General features: G+C 49.4%; 19 protein-coding genes. 8 read left to right on the top strand and 11 right to left on the bottom strand.

Features of this window, described 5'->3' with window-relative positions:
- Positions 1-36 precede the first annotated feature (36 nt).
- Complete coding sequence (locus B5D63_RS22830) at positions 37-393, bottom strand: bacteriocin-like protein (protein ID WP_078671145.1); 357 nt, start codon at positions 391-393, stop codon at positions 37-39.
- Positions 394-511: 118 nt separating this feature from the next.
- Positions 512-2,152, bottom strand: coding sequence for a vitamin K epoxide reductase family protein (locus tag B5D63_RS22835; RefSeq protein WP_078671146.1), 1,641 nt, complete (start codon positions 2,150-2,152; stop codon positions 512-514).
- Between the two features lie 216 nt (positions 2,153-2,368).
- Here B5D63_RS22835 and B5D63_RS22840 point away from each other — a divergent pair, with 216 nt between their 5' ends.
- Together B5D63_RS22840 and B5D63_RS22845 are read left to right on the top strand one after the other, a co-directional pair.
- A complete protein-coding gene (locus B5D63_RS22840; RefSeq protein WP_078671147.1) occupies positions 2,369-3,685 on the top strand; it encodes a TolC family protein in 1,317 nt (438 codons plus the stop codon).
- Between the two features lie 114 nt (positions 3,686-3,799).
- Entirely contained in the window at positions 3,800-4,759 is a 960-nt protein-coding gene (locus B5D63_RS22845) for a glycosyltransferase family 10 domain-containing protein (RefSeq protein WP_078671148.1), read from the top strand.
- Positions 4,760-4,834: 75 nt separating this feature from the next.
- On the opposite strand, the gene B5D63_RS22850 is transcribed toward B5D63_RS22845, so the two are convergent.
- Together B5D63_RS22850 and B5D63_RS35110 are read right to left on the bottom strand one after the other, a co-directional pair.
- Positions 4,835-5,509, bottom strand: coding sequence for a YceI family protein (locus tag B5D63_RS22850; protein WP_078671149.1), 675 nt, complete (start codon positions 5,507-5,509; stop codon positions 4,835-4,837).
- Between the two features lie 97 nt (positions 5,510-5,606).
- Positions 5,607-5,747: a hypothetical protein gene (locus B5D63_RS35110; protein WP_159456120.1), complete on the bottom strand. Its 141-nt coding sequence runs from the start codon at positions 5,745-5,747 to the stop codon at positions 5,607-5,609.
- 81 nt (positions 5,748-5,828) lie between these two features.
- Here B5D63_RS35110 and B5D63_RS22860 point away from each other — a divergent pair, with 81 nt between their 5' ends.
- The 4 genes from B5D63_RS22860 to B5D63_RS22875 all read left to right on the top strand — a co-directional run bounded on the left by B5D63_RS22860 (position 5,829) and on the right by B5D63_RS22875 (position 8,989).
- Positions 5,829-6,416: a Crp/Fnr family transcriptional regulator gene (locus B5D63_RS22860; protein ID WP_078671151.1), complete on the top strand. Its 588-nt coding sequence runs from the start codon at positions 5,829-5,831 to the stop codon at positions 6,414-6,416.
- 78 nt (positions 6,417-6,494) lie between these two features.
- Positions 6,495-7,196 (top strand): DAPG hydrolase family protein, encoded by a 702-nt coding sequence (locus B5D63_RS22865; RefSeq protein WP_078671152.1) that lies wholly within the window; start codon positions 6,495-6,497, stop codon positions 7,194-7,196.
- 27 nt (positions 7,197-7,223) lie between these two features.
- Positions 7,224-8,345, top strand: coding sequence for an MFS transporter (locus B5D63_RS22870; protein ID WP_078671153.1), 1,122 nt, complete (start codon positions 7,224-7,226; stop codon positions 8,343-8,345).
- Between the two features lie 11 nt (positions 8,346-8,356).
- The gene (locus B5D63_RS22875) at positions 8,357-8,989 is read left to right on the top strand and encodes a DAPG hydrolase family protein (protein ID WP_078671154.1); all 633 of its coding nucleotides are present in this window, start codon (positions 8,357-8,359) and stop codon (positions 8,987-8,989) included.
- 118 nt (positions 8,990-9,107) lie between these two features.
- Here the strand turns inward: B5D63_RS22875 and B5D63_RS22880 are convergent, their stop codons facing one another.
- Positions 9,108-9,701 carry a hypothetical protein gene (locus B5D63_RS22880; protein WP_078671155.1) on the bottom strand — a complete coding sequence of 198 codons (594 nt, stop codon included), beginning with the start codon at positions 9,699-9,701 and terminating at the stop codon, positions 9,108-9,110.
- Positions 9,702-9,972: 271 nt separating this feature from the next.
- The gene (locus B5D63_RS22885; protein ID WP_078671156.1) at positions 9,973-10,542 is read right to left on the bottom strand and encodes a DUF4256 domain-containing protein; all 570 of its coding nucleotides are present in this window, start codon (positions 10,540-10,542) and stop codon (positions 9,973-9,975) included.
- Positions 10,543-10,785: 243 nt separating this feature from the next.
- Between B5D63_RS22885 and B5D63_RS35115 the strand changes: the two genes are divergently transcribed.
- Positions 10,786-10,956: a hypothetical protein gene (locus B5D63_RS35115; protein WP_159456121.1), complete on the top strand. Its 171-nt coding sequence runs from the start codon at positions 10,786-10,788 to the stop codon at positions 10,954-10,956.
- Positions 10,957-11,091: 135 nt separating this feature from the next.
- Positions 11,092-12,042, top strand: a complete 951-nt coding sequence (locus tag B5D63_RS22895) for a HEAT repeat domain-containing protein (protein WP_078671158.1) — start codon at positions 11,092-11,094, stop codon at positions 12,040-12,042.
- Positions 12,043-12,052: 10 nt separating this feature from the next.
- On the opposite strand, the gene B5D63_RS22900 is transcribed toward B5D63_RS22895, so the two are convergent.
- The 5 genes from B5D63_RS22900 to B5D63_RS22925 form a co-directional block, all read right to left on the bottom strand.
- Positions 12,053-12,697 carry a dihydrofolate reductase family protein gene (locus B5D63_RS22900; RefSeq protein ID WP_078671363.1) on the bottom strand — a complete coding sequence of 215 codons (645 nt, stop codon included), beginning with the start codon at positions 12,695-12,697 and terminating at the stop codon, positions 12,053-12,055.
- A 258-nt stretch (positions 12,698-12,955) separates the two neighbouring features.
- Entirely contained in the window at positions 12,956-13,900 is a 945-nt protein-coding gene (locus tag B5D63_RS22905; RefSeq protein WP_078671159.1) for a polysaccharide deacetylase family protein, read from the bottom strand.
- A gap of 452 nt (positions 13,901-14,352) precedes the next feature.
- Entirely contained in the window at positions 14,353-14,814 is a 462-nt protein-coding gene (locus B5D63_RS22915; protein ID WP_078671161.1) for a carboxymuconolactone decarboxylase family protein, read from the bottom strand.
- A 64-nt stretch (positions 14,815-14,878) separates the two neighbouring features.
- Positions 14,879-15,454, bottom strand: coding sequence for a Crp/Fnr family transcriptional regulator (locus B5D63_RS22920; RefSeq protein ID WP_078671162.1), 576 nt, complete (start codon positions 15,452-15,454; stop codon positions 14,879-14,881).
- 38 nt (positions 15,455-15,492) lie between these two features.
- Complete coding sequence (locus B5D63_RS22925) at positions 15,493-16,245, bottom strand: SDR family NAD(P)-dependent oxidoreductase (RefSeq protein ID WP_078671163.1); 753 nt, start codon at positions 16,243-16,245, stop codon at positions 15,493-15,495.
- Positions 16,246-16,324: the final 79 nt, after the last annotated feature.

Genomic DNA, 16,324 nt, shown 5'->3' on the forward strand with positions numbered 1-16,324 from the left:
GGATATGCCGGAGTAAGGCAAAGGACCGCTAAAGACTTAATTTGATCCAAATGTTGATGACCAGCTGGCGCAACCAGAGGCATTGGAGCAGGCGGTCTGGCAGGCGTCGGAACATTCTTCCCCTGTTGTATAACCGGAAGACATCGGATAATCAAAGTATTCGCCGTTGGTAAGTTTTAACCGGCAGGTGCAACTGTGCTGTCCCATTTCGTCACTGCCGTCGAGGCAATCCTTTATGCCGTCCATTTGTTTCACCTTGGGGATGCAGCTACCATCTCTGCAGGTAAATTCGTCAGGGGCGCACCAGCTTCCACCGTTCACGTTTTTCAGATTTTCTCTGGACAGTTTCTGGATACCTAATGTATCTAAGTTTTTCAGCGAGATTTTTTTCATAGCTGTGAAATTGAAGGTTTAAACACGATACCCGCTTCCTCCGGGGCATCTTCAGAGGACCTTTTACAGGGAGCCTTCTGTTGCCCTGAATCGTTTGCAACCGGCCTGGGCTATTTTTCTAGAAAAAGTTCTTTAATTCTGTTACGCGGTAACTGTCGGGCAATTCCCTTCCATTGACATAGATGGTCGGGGTAGCCCTTATTTTCATTGTTTCGCACCAATCGCGCATCGCCAGTATTTTTCCTGACTGCTCGCTGAGCTCTCCGTTCATGGGATATTTTTGGGCAAAGGTGTCATAGTTTTTCACGGGCGCCAGATACCAGTCATCCAGCGCAGACTGCATTTTTACAGTGTCGCATTCTTGTTGGATCGCCATCAGGTGCGCCACCACGCGAGTCTTGATATCGCCCCCTTCTCCGGATACGGCGAATATAATACGCAGCCTTACATCCGGGTTGGTATGGATAATATGCTCCAGCTCGGGATGCGCTTTGGCACAGGGGCCGCAGAAAGGATTACATACCTTGATGATTTCATGGGTAGCGCGAGGATTTCCCACCACGATACCTAAACCGTCTACCGGCGCAGTAACCCGCTCGCTTTTGTCCAGCAACGCTTCAAATATTTCCGGGTTGTAACGCAGCTTTTTCCATTTCTTTTCATAGTCTCTGCCATCACGGGCACTCTTCAACTCAGGAATAGCAGCGTTCGTCAGCAACAAAAACGATAGCCCTACCAGTATCACCACCGCCACGGGGTACAGCGCGAAACCTTCGCTGAGCGCAGCACTACCGGACAGGCAAAAAGCAGCTATCGTTGTATTGGCAGTCAGCACAACCTGCACGGCGAGGCAAAGCGGGCACCATTGCTTCACTACTTTCCATTGATAGTAGACAGAAAACATTATGTAGGGGGATACCAACAACGATATCACAGACCATAGCAGTAAAAAGCCAATGTTCCCGGGGAACAATATCTGCGTTGTGAAAAAAGCAGCAAAAAAAGAAAAACCCCATACCGCCCAGCTGATCCCCATAAAGGAAGCCCTGGAAGAAGACAACACGGCATCGCAGTTGATCTTTTTACCCTTGCCACCACATACTTCTTTAATGAAAGGATTATGCGCGTCGATCTCATTCCAGATCAGCAGCGAAGAAACAGCGAGTCCAAGGAAAGAAAAGAGGAGAAAGCCAGCTCCCAACCAGGTGTACGTTCCGACAGGTTGAGAAAACAGATGGCCCGCTGCAAAGACTATGGCTGCCAAAGTAAGGCACAACGGCACTCTCTTCACCAGCATACGGTCCCTTTCCCTTTTTTTGTTGGCCGAAAAATGTACTTCATGTTTCGGTGTGGCGGTATCCAGCAGCAGGATAATGTGTTTATCCATCTTTTCGAATTCCTCTACAGACAACTGCTTAAGTTTGTTGGTCAACGGATCAAGATAGTCTATCTGTCCGTTCTCTGCACGGGTCACAACGGTGAAGCCAGCCCGGGGCCAGTCATCCTGCTGAATGGAACAGATAAAGGGCGTTTCAAAAGCTTCGTAACTATGCGGCCCTTTTTCAATAGCGGCAGATTCAATACCGTATTCGAAAAGCGTGTCCTTTATAGAAAGCAGGGAAGGATATTCTACGTGGTTATGCAGTGTGTCCGATAATCCGCTGTTTGTAAAGTTGACTTTCAGGTTTCCTAGCAAATAACGACAGGTATTAAAGAGATCGCTCTCTTTCCTGTGGGCAAACATCGTAAATAGGGTCATAGTAACGGGACAGAATAATTTTTCTCAATATAGAAAACTTTTTATTCTAAATTCGTTTTTACTTAACAATTATATAACATGAAAAATTTCTAAATAATCATTTCGCCAGAACCTACGCCCGTACTAAGTTTGCAGTGAAATATACGCTTAATAAAACATACTGTTACCATCCCTAAAGAAGAAGAATTTAATGCTGAACATCAATAATATGAACAGATGCGAAACACCCTTTTGTTAACCTTACTTTGTTGTGCCATCAACAGCGTTGCTGTCTGTCAGACGAAACTGAACCTGGACCAGTCCTTCTCTTTATTGCTAACACAAAATGAAGACGTACGCCAGGCTAACATCGCTGTATTGCTCGCCCGCGTGGAAGTGAAAGACGCCCGTAACGGCTTTCTCCCCACGCTGTCATTCGGTGCAGGACATACTTATAATCTCGGGCTTGCTTTCGACCAGATTGCCGGGCAACTGGTGACCGGCAATAAATGGACGAATACTGCCAATGCGAATATCAGCACGCGCGCCACTGTGTTCCAGGGATTCAGCCAGGTCAATAAACTCAAACAGTCCTTACTGGGCCTGGAAAGTAAAGAGCTCCAAAAAAGTCAGTTAAATCAATCGCTTAAACTGGAACTGCTGTCCAGGTATTTCGATGCTACCGCCAGCCGGTCGTTATATGAAGTCAACCTGAAACAATTACATTTTGCACAACAACAACTGGAAGAGGAGCGCACGAAATATGAGCTGGAGACCAACACGCTGGTGGATGTAACGCAGGCTGAAAGCCAGGTTGCCAATAACGAGCTGAACAGCATTGTCAGCAATACAGCTTACAACAGCAGCCTTATTGCGCTCAAGCAGGTGCTGGGGATACCGTTGACAGACTCGGTATTCCTGGAAACACCTAACCTGGAAATAGGGGCGCCGGGTGACCAGATGCCCGGTGGTACACCATCACAGGACCCATCCGTCAAATTGGCCGAACTGTCCGTTCGCCAATCTACTTTGAATTTAAAATCTGCGAAAGCGCCCTATTACCCTACCCTGAGTTTCTTCGGTGCATACGGCACCAACTATTCTTCCGTTCGCAGGGATTATGGAAGCGATCATTACATGCCATTCTGGACGCAGGCCGATCAGAACAGGTCCCTCAACTTTGGTCTGTCGCTCAGCTTACCCGTTTTCGATGGTTTTAAAACGCGTAATAACATCAGCAGGTTAAAACTTGACCTTGAAACCAAACAATCCGTACTGAATAAAGTAAAGACGGAACGGGAGAAAGTGTTGTTGCTCGCTATACAGGAATATCAAAAATCAGTGAAGGAATACCAGGTATTGCAGGTGCAGCATCATGCGCTGGAAAAAAATTTCTATGCCATGAAAGAGCGGTATGACATTGGTGAGACCAGCGCCATGGAATATAATAAAGCGTTGCTGGATTATAATGTGGCGGAAACCAATGTAATCAAAGCGAAATACACACTGATGTACAATCTCGAAGTGATCAGGGTGCTAAAAGGAGAAAGATAATGATCATATCCTATTAATATTTTTCAGATATATCAAACTGTTGTACATTCGCGCCGCTGTATTATAGCAGGGCATTCCTCCTGATACCAGCCATCATAACCTTGCAACTGTCACATGAAATTGAACTTCTGGAATCATTTGTTTAAAACGGATGACCACTATACCTACAACCCATTGGAAAACGGCGTAGAAGTGCTTAATTTCTGGCCTGGCCAGGCTTCCAAAGATTTATGGCTGTATCAGTTCGTCACCGCCAGGTTCGGGGATATTCTGAACAAAAAAAATTCGCTGCTGCTGGCTTCTCTCTTCGGAGAAAAATCTCATATCCGGAAAAGCCCGTCCGGAACCAAAGTGTTTTTCTCCGGTGAAAACCTGACCAGGTTTCCCAAATATGCTGATTACTGTACAGACTTTGTTGATCTCGCTATAGGGTTCGACGATATCCGGCGGCCTGGTTATATCAGGTTTCCGTTGTGGTTACTGTTCCTGTTTGAACCCGGAAGCACCTATGATACGATTAAAGCCCGAATGGAAAACATCTCCCGGGACATAAAGGACATCGTTCCCGGTAAACAACAGTTTTGTTCACTGATTTGCAGCCACGACAAAAACGGGAACAGGAAAAAGTTGTTCAACCTGCTGAGTACTGTTGACAAGGTAGACAGCGCAGGCAGGTTTCTGAATAATACCCGGGCACTGAAGGAAGAATACCACGATAACAAAGTGGATTTTCTCCGGCAGTACAGGTTCAACATATGCCCGGAGAACACTAACAGGAACGGCTATGTGACGGAGAAGGTGTTTGAAGCCATTATGTGTGGCTGCATCCCGGTCTACTGGGGAGCCGGCAACCATCCGGAGCCGGAAATTCTTAACAGGGAAGCGATCCTTTTTTACAACGAAAAAAATCCACAGGCGCTTTCAAAGCGGGTGAAAACGTTGCAGGCCAACCCGCAAGCCTATACGGATTTTGCCATGCAGGACAGGTTTCAGCCCGGTGCGGCGGACCGTATCTATGAAATGTTCGTTGCATTGGAAAAAGGGATCGGGGAAAAATTACTGAAGCGTCGCTAACGAATCATCTGAACATTACACACATAAGAAAGCGGGTCCGTAAAAGATACAGACCCGCTTTGTTTTCTAAAGAACTTACTTTTTGGCCGCTTTCAGGCTAAAACCAATTTCAACATCTTTGCTGATCATCCAGTTTTCAGGGCTGCCTTCTGTTTTGTAGCTGATACCCCAGGCAGATCTGTCGATGACAAATTTTGCGTTGGCTACAACGTCGTTTGCGCCCACGGTAATCTGTGCAGGGAAGGTAATGTTCAGGGTGCTGTCTTTCAGGGTCAGGTTGCCGCTGATAAGATTAGTGGCGCCCGGAAGCAGGCTTTTCTGTTTGGAGCTGTCGTAGGGAGCAACGCCGGTAATAACGAATTTTGCGGACGGGTACTTTGCCACGTCAAAAAAGTCACCGCTTTTCAGATGGCCTTCCAGGTCGGCGGGTTTCTTTTCCGGCTCAGTAATAGAGGCAGGATCTACTGCCAGCGCATTCAGGTCAACATTAAAGCTGCCGCTGCTGACTGCACCATTTTCTACGTTGAGTGTACCATCGGTTACCTTGATAGTTCCAAAACGCGGAGCAAATCCACCTTTGTGGGTGGCGCGCCATTGAACGGCAGTGGTAGCGGTGTCAATTACATAAGCTGCGCCGGTGGCCACAGCCGCTTCTTTCTTTTCTTCGGTCTTCGCCTGGTCGGTAGAAGCGCCGCCACCACAGGCAGCCAGCGTCATCAGCAAGACAATTGCAGGTACTGTTTGTTTCATAAATAAATTAAGTTAAAACTATAAACGCCTCAATTTAATCGATTAGATTCAAATAGCGACCAAATACATCGAAAAATATCAATATCTAACAATTTCATTACATTCTTTTCCTGTAAGCCATCAGGTCAGCCTCCACCATTTTTTGCAGGGCGCCGCTCTGTAGTACGCTTTCATCATGAATTTCACGGTAGCGGGATAGCTTACCGGTACCTAACAGGATACCGGCGGGATCAGGCAACTCATTGCCTTTGTAGAAGCCCGGCTTTAAGTTACCATAAAAAACTTTTATGGCTATATTCGCGCCGAACGCATCATAGCCATGGATGAGATAACAGCTTTCCTGCAAACAAAGGCCGGACCTTCTTTCCAGCCGGATGGTCCTGAATGGGCCGGGCTTATCGACAGCGCTGAGGTGCGCACCTATAAAAAGAACGCCATCATTCTTAAAAGGGGCAAGCGCAGCGAAGAAGTATTACTGATAACAGCCGGCATTGTGGCCTCCGAATTCAGCGCAGAAGACAAAACCGTTATCGGCCGTTTTTTTCCTCCGGGTACCCTGTGCACCAATTTTGATAGCCTGCTGACGCAGGTCCCTTCCCGTTTTCAGATCATCAGCATCACCCCCTGTACCGTCATCAGCATCCCCGCCGTAGAATTTCTGCGGCACTACTACCGAAGCAATGGCCCCGGCGTACTATTCAGAAAAATGATACTGGAAATCATGGCGGAAGATATCTGGCTGACAGACATGAAACTCCTGTACAGCAAAGAAGAGATGGTATATCAGCTACGGGAGCATTACCCCGATATTATCCGGCTGGTACCTTATAAATACATTGCCATGTACCTCGGCATTACCGCGGAAGCCTATAGCCGCATACTGAAAAAAAGCAGGCATAAAACTTAACTCAGATCAAGTTTTCCAACCTCCCGTCAGATCTACATTTGAGCTGTCAAATTCATCGTTCCTTAAAAAGAAGATCATATGAAAAAAAGTACAGCCATAGAGAAAGAACTGTTTACGGATATTGATCAGTTATTATCCACCCGGCCCATGCCGTTGGAGACAGGTATCCGCCGGTTACCCAACGGTATGCTGCAGGTATCTGTGAGGACTGACCTTCACGGTTGCAGCGGCCGGATGGTCAACTGGTGGTTTACTTTTTTTGAAACTACCCAGCATATCAAATGGTGGCATCCGCATGACCACGTATTACACGGCGGCTGGGACCAGTACTGGAAGCGGAATGAAAATTATATAGGCGCTACGATTCACGCCACCGAGTCGCTGGGCAGTATTCCGCCGGTGCCTGCCACCATCAGGTTCCATCATCCGGCCGAGGTATTCAACCCACATCTGCTGGAAGTGGCGTACGCCCGCAATGAAGTATCTGCCGCTGTATATGCCCGCATCGGTTTCGGCAAAGACACGCCACTGGATGCTGATGGTGATCCGCTGGACGGCTACATGTTCCACATTCTGCGCGACACACCATGGGGCTGCGTGCTGCGGAGCCGTTTTTATCTGGGCGCAGCAGCCACAGATCCGCAACATGCTGTTCCTGACGAAACAGGCTTACAGCTGATGGTGCATTGTTATTCAGAGTTCAGTTACCTCTCCCGTTTCCTGCCTTCACTGTATTATGCAGAAAACAAAAACGGCGACAGCGCCCCATTGCCCTGGTAGCTTTCCTTTCATGCTTACTTAACATTTATGCAGCAACTATCTGTAGCTGGCGCTACTACCCTCCTGCTCACCAGCTGCCTTACCATTATGGTAGGCACCGCGATCGCCCCATCGCTACATGTCATAGCACCGCAGCTACATATGGGCACTATGGGCAGCTGGCTGATCACCCTCCCATCGCTGGGCGTGGTGGTGTTCTCTCCTTTCACCGGCGCATTCATAGACCGGCGGGGCGCCTATAGTGTTATGCAGGCGGGCCTTGCCGGCTACGGCCTGCTGGGCGTTGCGGCTATATTTCCACTTCCGCCGCCGGCGATACTTTGTATACGTTTTTTGCTGGGCGGCGCTACCGCAGCGATCATGTCTGCCGGCACCGCGCTGCTGGCCATCCATTTCCGGGGTGCGGCAAGGTTGAAAATCATGGCCGCACAGGGTATGGCCATTGAACTGGGCGGAGCGTTCTTTCTGGTCGCAGGTGGCATACTTGGCGATATCGACTGGCGGTTACCTTTCTCCATCTACCTGCTGGCATGGGTGCTATGGCTTTTACTCGCAGGTTGTGTGCCTAAGGGCGCGCAGCCCGTGGTAGCAGAGAATGCCGGCAGTCAGTCGGTGCCGCCATCGGTATACCCTGTTGTGGCCGGAGCGGCAGCCGCCATGTTACTCTTTTTCACCTGCATCCTTGAACTACCCGGACTACTCCATCGCCGGGTGCAGTTCAGCGCCACGCAGACCGGCTGCTATATGGGCGCCATTTCCCTCCTGGCAGTAGTAGCGGCAGGCTGCCTAACGGTCATGGTAAAACGTACTTCAGCAAGGTCTACGCTCATCACTGGTTTTGCTCTGCTGGCAGCCGGCAACCTGCTGCTGAGCGGCGGCGAGCGCCTCGCGCCACTATTGCTGGCAGCCATATGCCTTGGCAGCGGTTTCGGATTCACCATACCACTGCTAAACCATATGACCGTCAACCTGAGTACGGCCGAAAACCGGGGCGCCAGCCTTGGGTATTATGCCATGGCCGTTTTCGGCGGGCAGTTCCTCGCCGTCTTCGTCGTGATGTTGCCGCATCTGTTCCTGTTTACCGGCATCGGCGGACTTATCATCTCCCTGATGATCATCATATCAACAAAAACAATTAAAACATCCTGAAATATTTTTTTATGAAACCAGAAGAAGCAAATCAACTCCTGCAACCCGGCTATCTGCCTTTTGAAGCCGGCTACCAAAGGCTCGACAACGGCATACTGCTCGTAGCCGCCCGCAGCAGTCTCCTAAACGTAAAAGGTTATATGATCGACTGGTGGTTCAGCTATGTCCATACCACCGAACAGTACAAACAATGGCATCCGCAAGACCATGTGTTCAGCGACTGGATCGGGGAGCGTGGCACCGGCAGGTATATTGGCGGCACCCACATCGCCTATGAGCGACTGGGAGGAGAGACTGTACACAGGCTGAAGATCAATTTCCTCCCGCCTTCTGAACTACTGGATACCGGCCGTTTTGCAGCTGCCGGCGTAAGTACCGCAATACATGCCCGCCTGGGAGAAGCCGGCGCCCCGGGATGGACCGCCAAAATGGTCCACTTCGTCCGCGATACTCCCTACGGATGTGAAATGAGAAGCCGCTTCTGGCTCGGCTGCTTCGCCGAAAACAATTTGCTAAACGACTACGAAACACGGGTACGGATATATCCTGATGAAACAGGGAAAGGCCTGCAGCAACATTGCCATGAAGAAATGAGTATCCTCGGACAGTTTCTGCCGGAGTTGTACAGGGCACATCATCCATGATCGGCAACCTGCTGTACCGGAAAAACAAACATCGATAATGTCCGCTATAAAAGTATAAAACCGGAATAAGACCGCTGGCAGCAGTCCTATTCCGGTCGCTTCGTACTAACGATGCCGGTTAATCTTTTTTCTTACCGATCATCCTGCCCAGCTCTTTGCCGGCTTTGGAATAGGCTACGCCGATGCGTGGCCCGGTGGCAAACTGCCCTTTGCCGGCCCTCACATCATCCATGATGATCTTGCAGATGGATTTTTTCATATTGTCTTTATCGAACACCTCCACATCCAGGTTCACGCCCGCTTTATGGGAAGCGATGCCTACATTGTACCCTGGCTCGATAAATTTGGTGCTTACCACCATTACATATTTTGTGGCAGCGGTACTGTCGTCCGTTAGTTTAATTTCCGCAAATTGTGTGAAGGATTCTTTAAACTGCGGCTCATAGTATTTTTTCCGGTCGCCCAGCCATGCTTCCTCCCAGGCCACACCTGAGCCTGGTTCTTTGGCTTCTTTTTCCGCTTTTTTTCTTTTGATGTAGTTGGCTTCTCTGCCTTCTTCACCGACCACCATTTTGTTGTACATAAAACGGACCTGCATGTCCGTAACGCCTTTCAGGAAATCCAGTTTGCCTTTAACGAGGTCCTGGCCTTTCAGGAGGCCTGGGGCCACTACAGCCGCCATCATCAGCAGCAGGGGAATAACTTTTTTCATACAGTTACAGGGATTATTTCAGCTAAAGATATAAAAAGCCGGGATATTCCTTCCTGCCTGAGACATCATTTACCGTAAAATTATCCTGTAGGCATACTTCTGTTAGCTTGCCCGCCCAATAAGTGGTTGAGTCCCTCTTTTTCAAAGAGCAGCTTACCGAATTTTAACCGGGACCATCCTTTTTTTAAGACATAGAAACTACTACCCACCCTAAAAATAAAAGCCGCCCGGAGTGTTCCCGGCGGCTTTTCGTATAAGGCTAAACGTATGTTCAGACTTCCAGCGCCCCCCGGAATCCTCTCACAGCGTAATAGGACGAAGCGCCATTGTGATAGGTAAAAACATGGTCATAACGGCGGTCGCAAAACAACGCGCCACCAAGCTTTCTGATCGCCGGAGGTGTTTCCACCCAGCTGGATGTTTTAAGGTCAAATTTTCCCAGTTGCTGTAATTCGCGGTATTGTTTTTCGGTCAACAGGGTGATGCCGATCGCTGTTGCCATGTCTACCGCATTATCTGCAGGCTTATGTTCTTTCCTGGATTCCAGCGCTTCCCTGTCATAGCAGACATTACGACGCCCTGACGGGGTTTCGGCAGCACAATCATAAAAAGTGAACGCTCCCGTTTTTTTATCAAAGGCTACTACGTCCGGCTCTCCGCCGGTTTCCTCCATGATATGCAGCGACCACAGTTTGTCGCCGGCAGCCGTCAGTCTGGCTGCTACGTCCGCCCATTTCAATCCTTTATGCCGGGGCATATTTTTTTCGAAACGCGTTTTCAGTGTGTCCAGCAGCGTGGCCTGTTGTTCAGACGATAGTTGTTGTTTTTTGCTTTTGTCCATAATACAATTAGTTTGGATGATACAGAATCACCACGTAGGGGAAGCGTGTGGGTTCCGGTGAATAAAATAGTCCGCTCCAAAGATAACAAGCCTGTTAAAACCGAACATATTTGTTTTAAAACTCTCCGGGTTGGCAGCCTATATGGCAGAGCAACGCACCAAAGAAATTGGTATCCGTAAAGTACCGGGCGCTCCCGTTTCACAGTTATGGCTGCTTCTTTCAAAGAATTTTGTGGTTGGGTGATGTTAAGTCGTATCATCGCTGCCCCGGTAACCACCTACCTCTTGCAGGGATGGCTGCAGCGATATGAGTACCGGGTGAATCTCAGCGCCGGTATATTATTCATCACAGCATGGATGGCCATGGTCATTACCATCGCACCGTTAGTTTTCAGTCGGTCAGGGCCGCCTTAGCAAACCCCGTGAGGAGCCGGAGAGCGGAATGAAGCCCCAGTGGCTTCATCCGGGCAGACAGATATTTGTTCTTCCTATAATTTCAAGCGGACAATTCCTTATATTTAGCCCTTTATTAAAACATTTTCATCCGCCATGGACCAATATCTGATTGAACTGATCGACCGTATGAATGACAGGAGCGACTACCCCCTTCCGGCGGGTGTCAGCAGCAGCACGACGATCTCCTGGGCCGCGCTCAGAGAAGCCGAAAAGCTCGACAACATTACTTATATACCACAGCTGATTACTTTCATCAACGCAGAAAAAAATCTGGACCGGCGTAAGTGGGCCTATTTCATCCTTGGGCATATTGCAGAAAATACACCTAACCGGGAAGCGATGGAGTTTCTTATCTCCCGGATAACAAAAGAGAAAGACAGATACCTGCTGTCCTCTATGCTCGACCAGATCGCTTATCTGGAAAAGCCGGCTGGCACAGACCTTACCGTTCTTATCCAGGCGGTAAAAAGCAACGCGTGGCAGATCAGGCAAAGCGCCATCAAAGCGCTCTCCCGCTCGGCTGAAAAAACAGCAGAAACAACACTGCTGGAAGTCATCAACACCAGCAAAAGCGAATACGACCTGATATACGCCAACACGGCGCTGTCTACCTCCGGCTCTGCTGCCAGCCTGCCGGCGCTGATAAAACTACTCGACCACAAAAAACAGGATGTCACCGGTACCGCGCTGAGCGCCATCCTCAAATTGAGCGACGCTTCTTACCTCGATCTTTTCCGTGCACAGCTGGAAAAGGGGAAAAACAAATTTACCGCCCTGTATGGCGTCATAAAATATGGTGACGAGCAGGTAGTACCCGACCTGATCCGGCGCGTAAAACAATTGGTCGCCAAACAGCGGGCCATCGAAGCGATCAGCACCGGTGGTAAAACAGAAATCATCGTTGCCCTTGAATTCCTGGTACAGCATGTTTCCTCTAATCCGGAAATAAAAAAACTGTATGAACTGCTGAGCGGCAAAAAGAACGGACTGCTCTGGGACAGCGAAAAGAAATGGTTACAGACGTTCCGGCATCATTTTAAATAACTGTTTCCGCTTACGCGGGATGATAGGTATGTGCCACCACTCCTCCGGGGAACGTCTTTACACTGACCAGCTTCAGGTCAAGCGGCTTGGAAAGCCCGTTGAATATCGGCAGCCCGGTCCCTAAAGCAGCCGGATGGGTGACTAAATGGTATTCGTCGATAAGCCCGGTCTCTATCAGGCTCCGCATAAACCCGGCGCCGCCATGTGCCAGGATGGGCTTTCCCTCCTCTGCTTTGAGCGCGCTGATCTCTTCGGCAAGATCGCCGTTAAAGACCCGCGCCCCGGCCCAGGTAGCCGCGGCAGGTGACAGCTCCGTACCAATAGGCAGCCCCTGTTCTGCCTGATATTTTCGGGTACTCTCCACCGCTGCAGTCGTAAGCGTTGGGTCAAAACCGGCGAACCCTTTCCGGGTAAAGAGCGCCTTCGGTATCTCGTTCATCGGCGCAGCCAAAGGCATGGGCGAAGTGGGCCAGTAAGAAGCCATATCATGAAAAGTTCTGCTGCCCATAATATGCAACCCGGCTGACCAGCAGAGATCAACGAGCCACGCCCTTGATGCTTCATCAGAAGATTTAAAGATCCAGTCTACTTTTCCATCAGCAGTACCTACAAACCCGTCTATCGAAAGTGACATCTTCATCATTAATTTTCGCATGATCAAAAGATTTTGTTTCCCAAATGTAAGTCGCTCTCCCTGAACAGACGTGGGGGTAAAGCGACAATACAAGGGGCTATTCCGCCATCCTTTGATCTGATGCTCACGGATGTACTCCTTCATTAAAACATCCGTTTATAAAAATCGTAAGATTCGGGTTGACTGGCATTACCCGCTGCTTCACTTTTACCGGCTAAAAGAAATCATATAATACGCTGTTGGAAGAGATATCAATAGATTGCCCCGGCTGGTGGGGGATTATTCCCTCACCGCCGTTTTATCCTGTAAGATCATGCGGGCAATTTCGTCTTTTCGTTTGAAGCTGACGCCTTTATGGTCCTGCATATACCGGACGATATCATGGGCTGCTTTTACCATCTGCGGTGTACCGCCTATACGGTCATGAAAACTGACAGACATCTGCCGACGGCGTTGCGCGCTCTCTGCATACAGCTGGTCAAATTCCATCTTCACCTGTTCCACAAACTGGCCGGCGGAGAAATTTTTTCCTTCTATCAGCAGGATATCATTGCAACGCAGGGTGTAGGGCACTACGGCGAAGTCGCGTTGGTTCACCTGTATTACAAAGGGTTCGTCTCTGCTGAGGTCATCGATATGATAAATAAAACCCAGCTCCTGCAATATCTTCAGGGTGTTCTCTCCTCTCCGTAACCAGTTGGCGTTATAACCGACCGGCATCACGCCTGTCACCTGCTTCACGGCGTCTGCACCATCTTTGATGAACTTCTTTTCCGCTTCGTAGGAAAGGTTATACTGCGAGCTCCAGTTCATGCCATGAGCGGCTGCTTCATGGCCACGGCGCACAATCTCCTTCGCCAGCTCCGGATGATTTAATACCGCGGTGCCTACCATATGGGAAGTTACTTTGATACCCAGCCGGTCCCAGTTGTCCAGCATCCTGGGGATACCTTCCTTGTAACCGTACTGGTACCAGGTGGCTGCCGGCAGGTCGCGATAGCCTTGCTGCATGTTTTGCGGGAAAGGGCTTTCTGCGTTATCCGGCTGGCCGCCGGCTTCAAACTGCATGGATAGGGACACCACCAGCCGGGAGCCATCTGCCCAGCGGGCAGTATTGTCTCTGGTAGACGTTTGCCGGCTGTCTGCAAAGAGACGGGTAAAAGGTAAAATGCTGAGTGCGCCAGCGGCGCCTGTCTGTTTGATAAATGTTCTACGGGTGCTCATACATTCGGGCTGTTTATAACCACAAATGTCGTCTGCTGATCGTCTATATTTGTTGTACTTCTGACTGAAAAATCAGTAAAAGTAAAAGATAGTCCATAATACCACCTGATAAAGTCTCTTTTGCCCTACCTGCGGGAAATGATGATCCGATACCTTTATCCTAAAAACCATTTCTTGTTACTTAAACCAACAATATGGAGATGCAACATTTCACGAGAACCTTACTGGTTTACCCATGTGTGCCTGGTACCAGCATACGAATGTTTCCAGGTTTGCAACGAAGCATGGACCCTCTTTATACGCAAGAGCCGTTACCCGCTGATCACCATGGGCAAAGGGTATCTACGCCGAAAGATGAGACCGAAGAAAGTTTCGCTGCGGAGCTGATCGACAGGTGGCAGCTGGATAGGTAAAAATCAAAAAAGCGCAGCAATACGGGCCTTGCTGCGCTTTTATGATGAATATTTTTCAACGACCGCAGGTACCTGCATCCGCGCACTCACGCCTATCCTGGTTAAGCCGTTGATGGAGATGATCGCCGTGATCAGGTACGCAATATAAGTCTCATCAAAATGCTGCAAGGCCAGCTGATATGTTTCTTCACTCAGTCCATGCTGATGGATGAGGGTAATTTCTTCCGTCATTGCCAGTATCACTTTTTCTTCCTCGCTGAAGAGGCCGGCTTCACGCCATCCGTTCAGCACAAACAGACGCTGCAGGGATTCGCCGTGCTGCAACGCAGTACGGTTATGCATATCCATACAATAAGCGCAACCGTTGATTTGTGCAGTCCGTATATCGATCAGGTCTTTATGAGATTTTTTCAGGGGACTGGCAGACAGAAAAGCATCCATGCCCAGGATGGCTTTATATCCTTCAGGGATCAGCTTTTTCATGTTGAGACGTTGACTCATGGCTGTTAGTTTTTTATTACGCCACAAAATTACAACGCCCGCTTCCGGCAAAACTTAAACGGGTTTAAGAAATACGCCTGGCCCTCAGCTCGCTGAGGTATTCAGGTGTCAGGCCCAGGTACGACGCCAGCAGGTGTTGAGGCACCCGTTGCACGAACTCCGGAAAACTGCGGCTGAAATGGAGGTAGAGCTCTTCCTTGGAATAATCCCCCTGGTAACGGGTCCGGTACTGTGCCGCAGCATGTGCCTTTTGATGTACCAGCCGGAAATATCGTTCCATCTTCGGATAACGCGCCAGCATCGTTTCACGGTCCGACACGCTGATGGCCAGCACTTCCGATTTCTCCACCGCCTGAATATAGAATTCGGAAGGTATTTGCAGCTGCAACGAAGTATAGTCGGCGATCCACCAGTTTTCTATGGCAAACTGGATCGTCTTTTCTACACCTTTGTTGTTGACAAAAAACAACCGCAGGCATCCCTTCACCACGAAGTAATCGTACTTGCAAACTTTCCCTTCTTCCAGCAGATTTGTTTTTTTTGCAGGGGTAAGGGTTTCAAAAAAAGGGAGGATGGCCGTCAGTTCTTCTTCACTGACATCCACCAGCTTCCGGACGTGTTGTTTAAATACAGCAGACATGGTATTTCAAAAATACCACAAAATCGGCAAAAGGCTTATCAAAACGCACCATAACGCATCCCTCCGTCCACCGTCACCGTAGTACCGGTTATGTACTTCGCTCTTTGCGACGCCAGGAAAGTGACCACATTGGCAATATCCTCCGTTTCACCGAAGTCGCCCAGCGGAATTTCTTTCGATGCAAACTGCTGCCGCGCTTCCCCCTGGAAAAACGGACGGATATTCTCCGTATCAATCAGGCCTGGTTGCAGGTTCACCACCCGGATGCCATATTTCCCCAATTCACCGGCCAATTGCTTGGCCCATACCACTACCGCAGCTTTAGCCACAGAGGAGGCATTGATAGTGCGCAGTTCAAAAGTGCTGGTTACGTTGATGACAACGCCCTGGCGGCGTTCGATCATCGCTGGGAGGAACTGCTGCGTCAACTGCCGCAGACGGTCAAAATGCAACACAAAAGAAGCATCCCAGTCGGCATCTGCCCCGATAACATCCAGCGGCACGCTTCTTCCGGCGTTGTTCACCAGGATGTCCACCGGCCCTAGTCCGGCCAACGCGGCAGCAGCGATTTTTTCAGCGGCATCCGCAGCCATAAAATCCTGTGACAGGACCACCGGCTCCACACCACCAGCTGCCACTACCTCCTCGCGGAGGCTGTTCAACAAGTGGTCATTTCTTCCGATAGCCAGCACTTTTACCCCTTCTGCCGCCAATTCCTTGGTGATGGCCCGGCCCATGCCCTGACTGGCGCCTGTTACCACCGCTGTTTTTCCTTTTAAATTGAGATCCATAACCGTTGCTTTAAATTTCTTTGTAAAAGTAGCAGGTAACGGTTAATTTTAGGGCGTATACAGTTAATTGTGTGGTACA

The sequence above is a fragment of the Chitinophaga eiseniae genome (assembly GCF_900167135.1).
GTDB classification, from domain to species: domain Bacteria; phylum Bacteroidota; class Bacteroidia; order Chitinophagales; family Chitinophagaceae; genus Chitinophaga; species Chitinophaga eiseniae.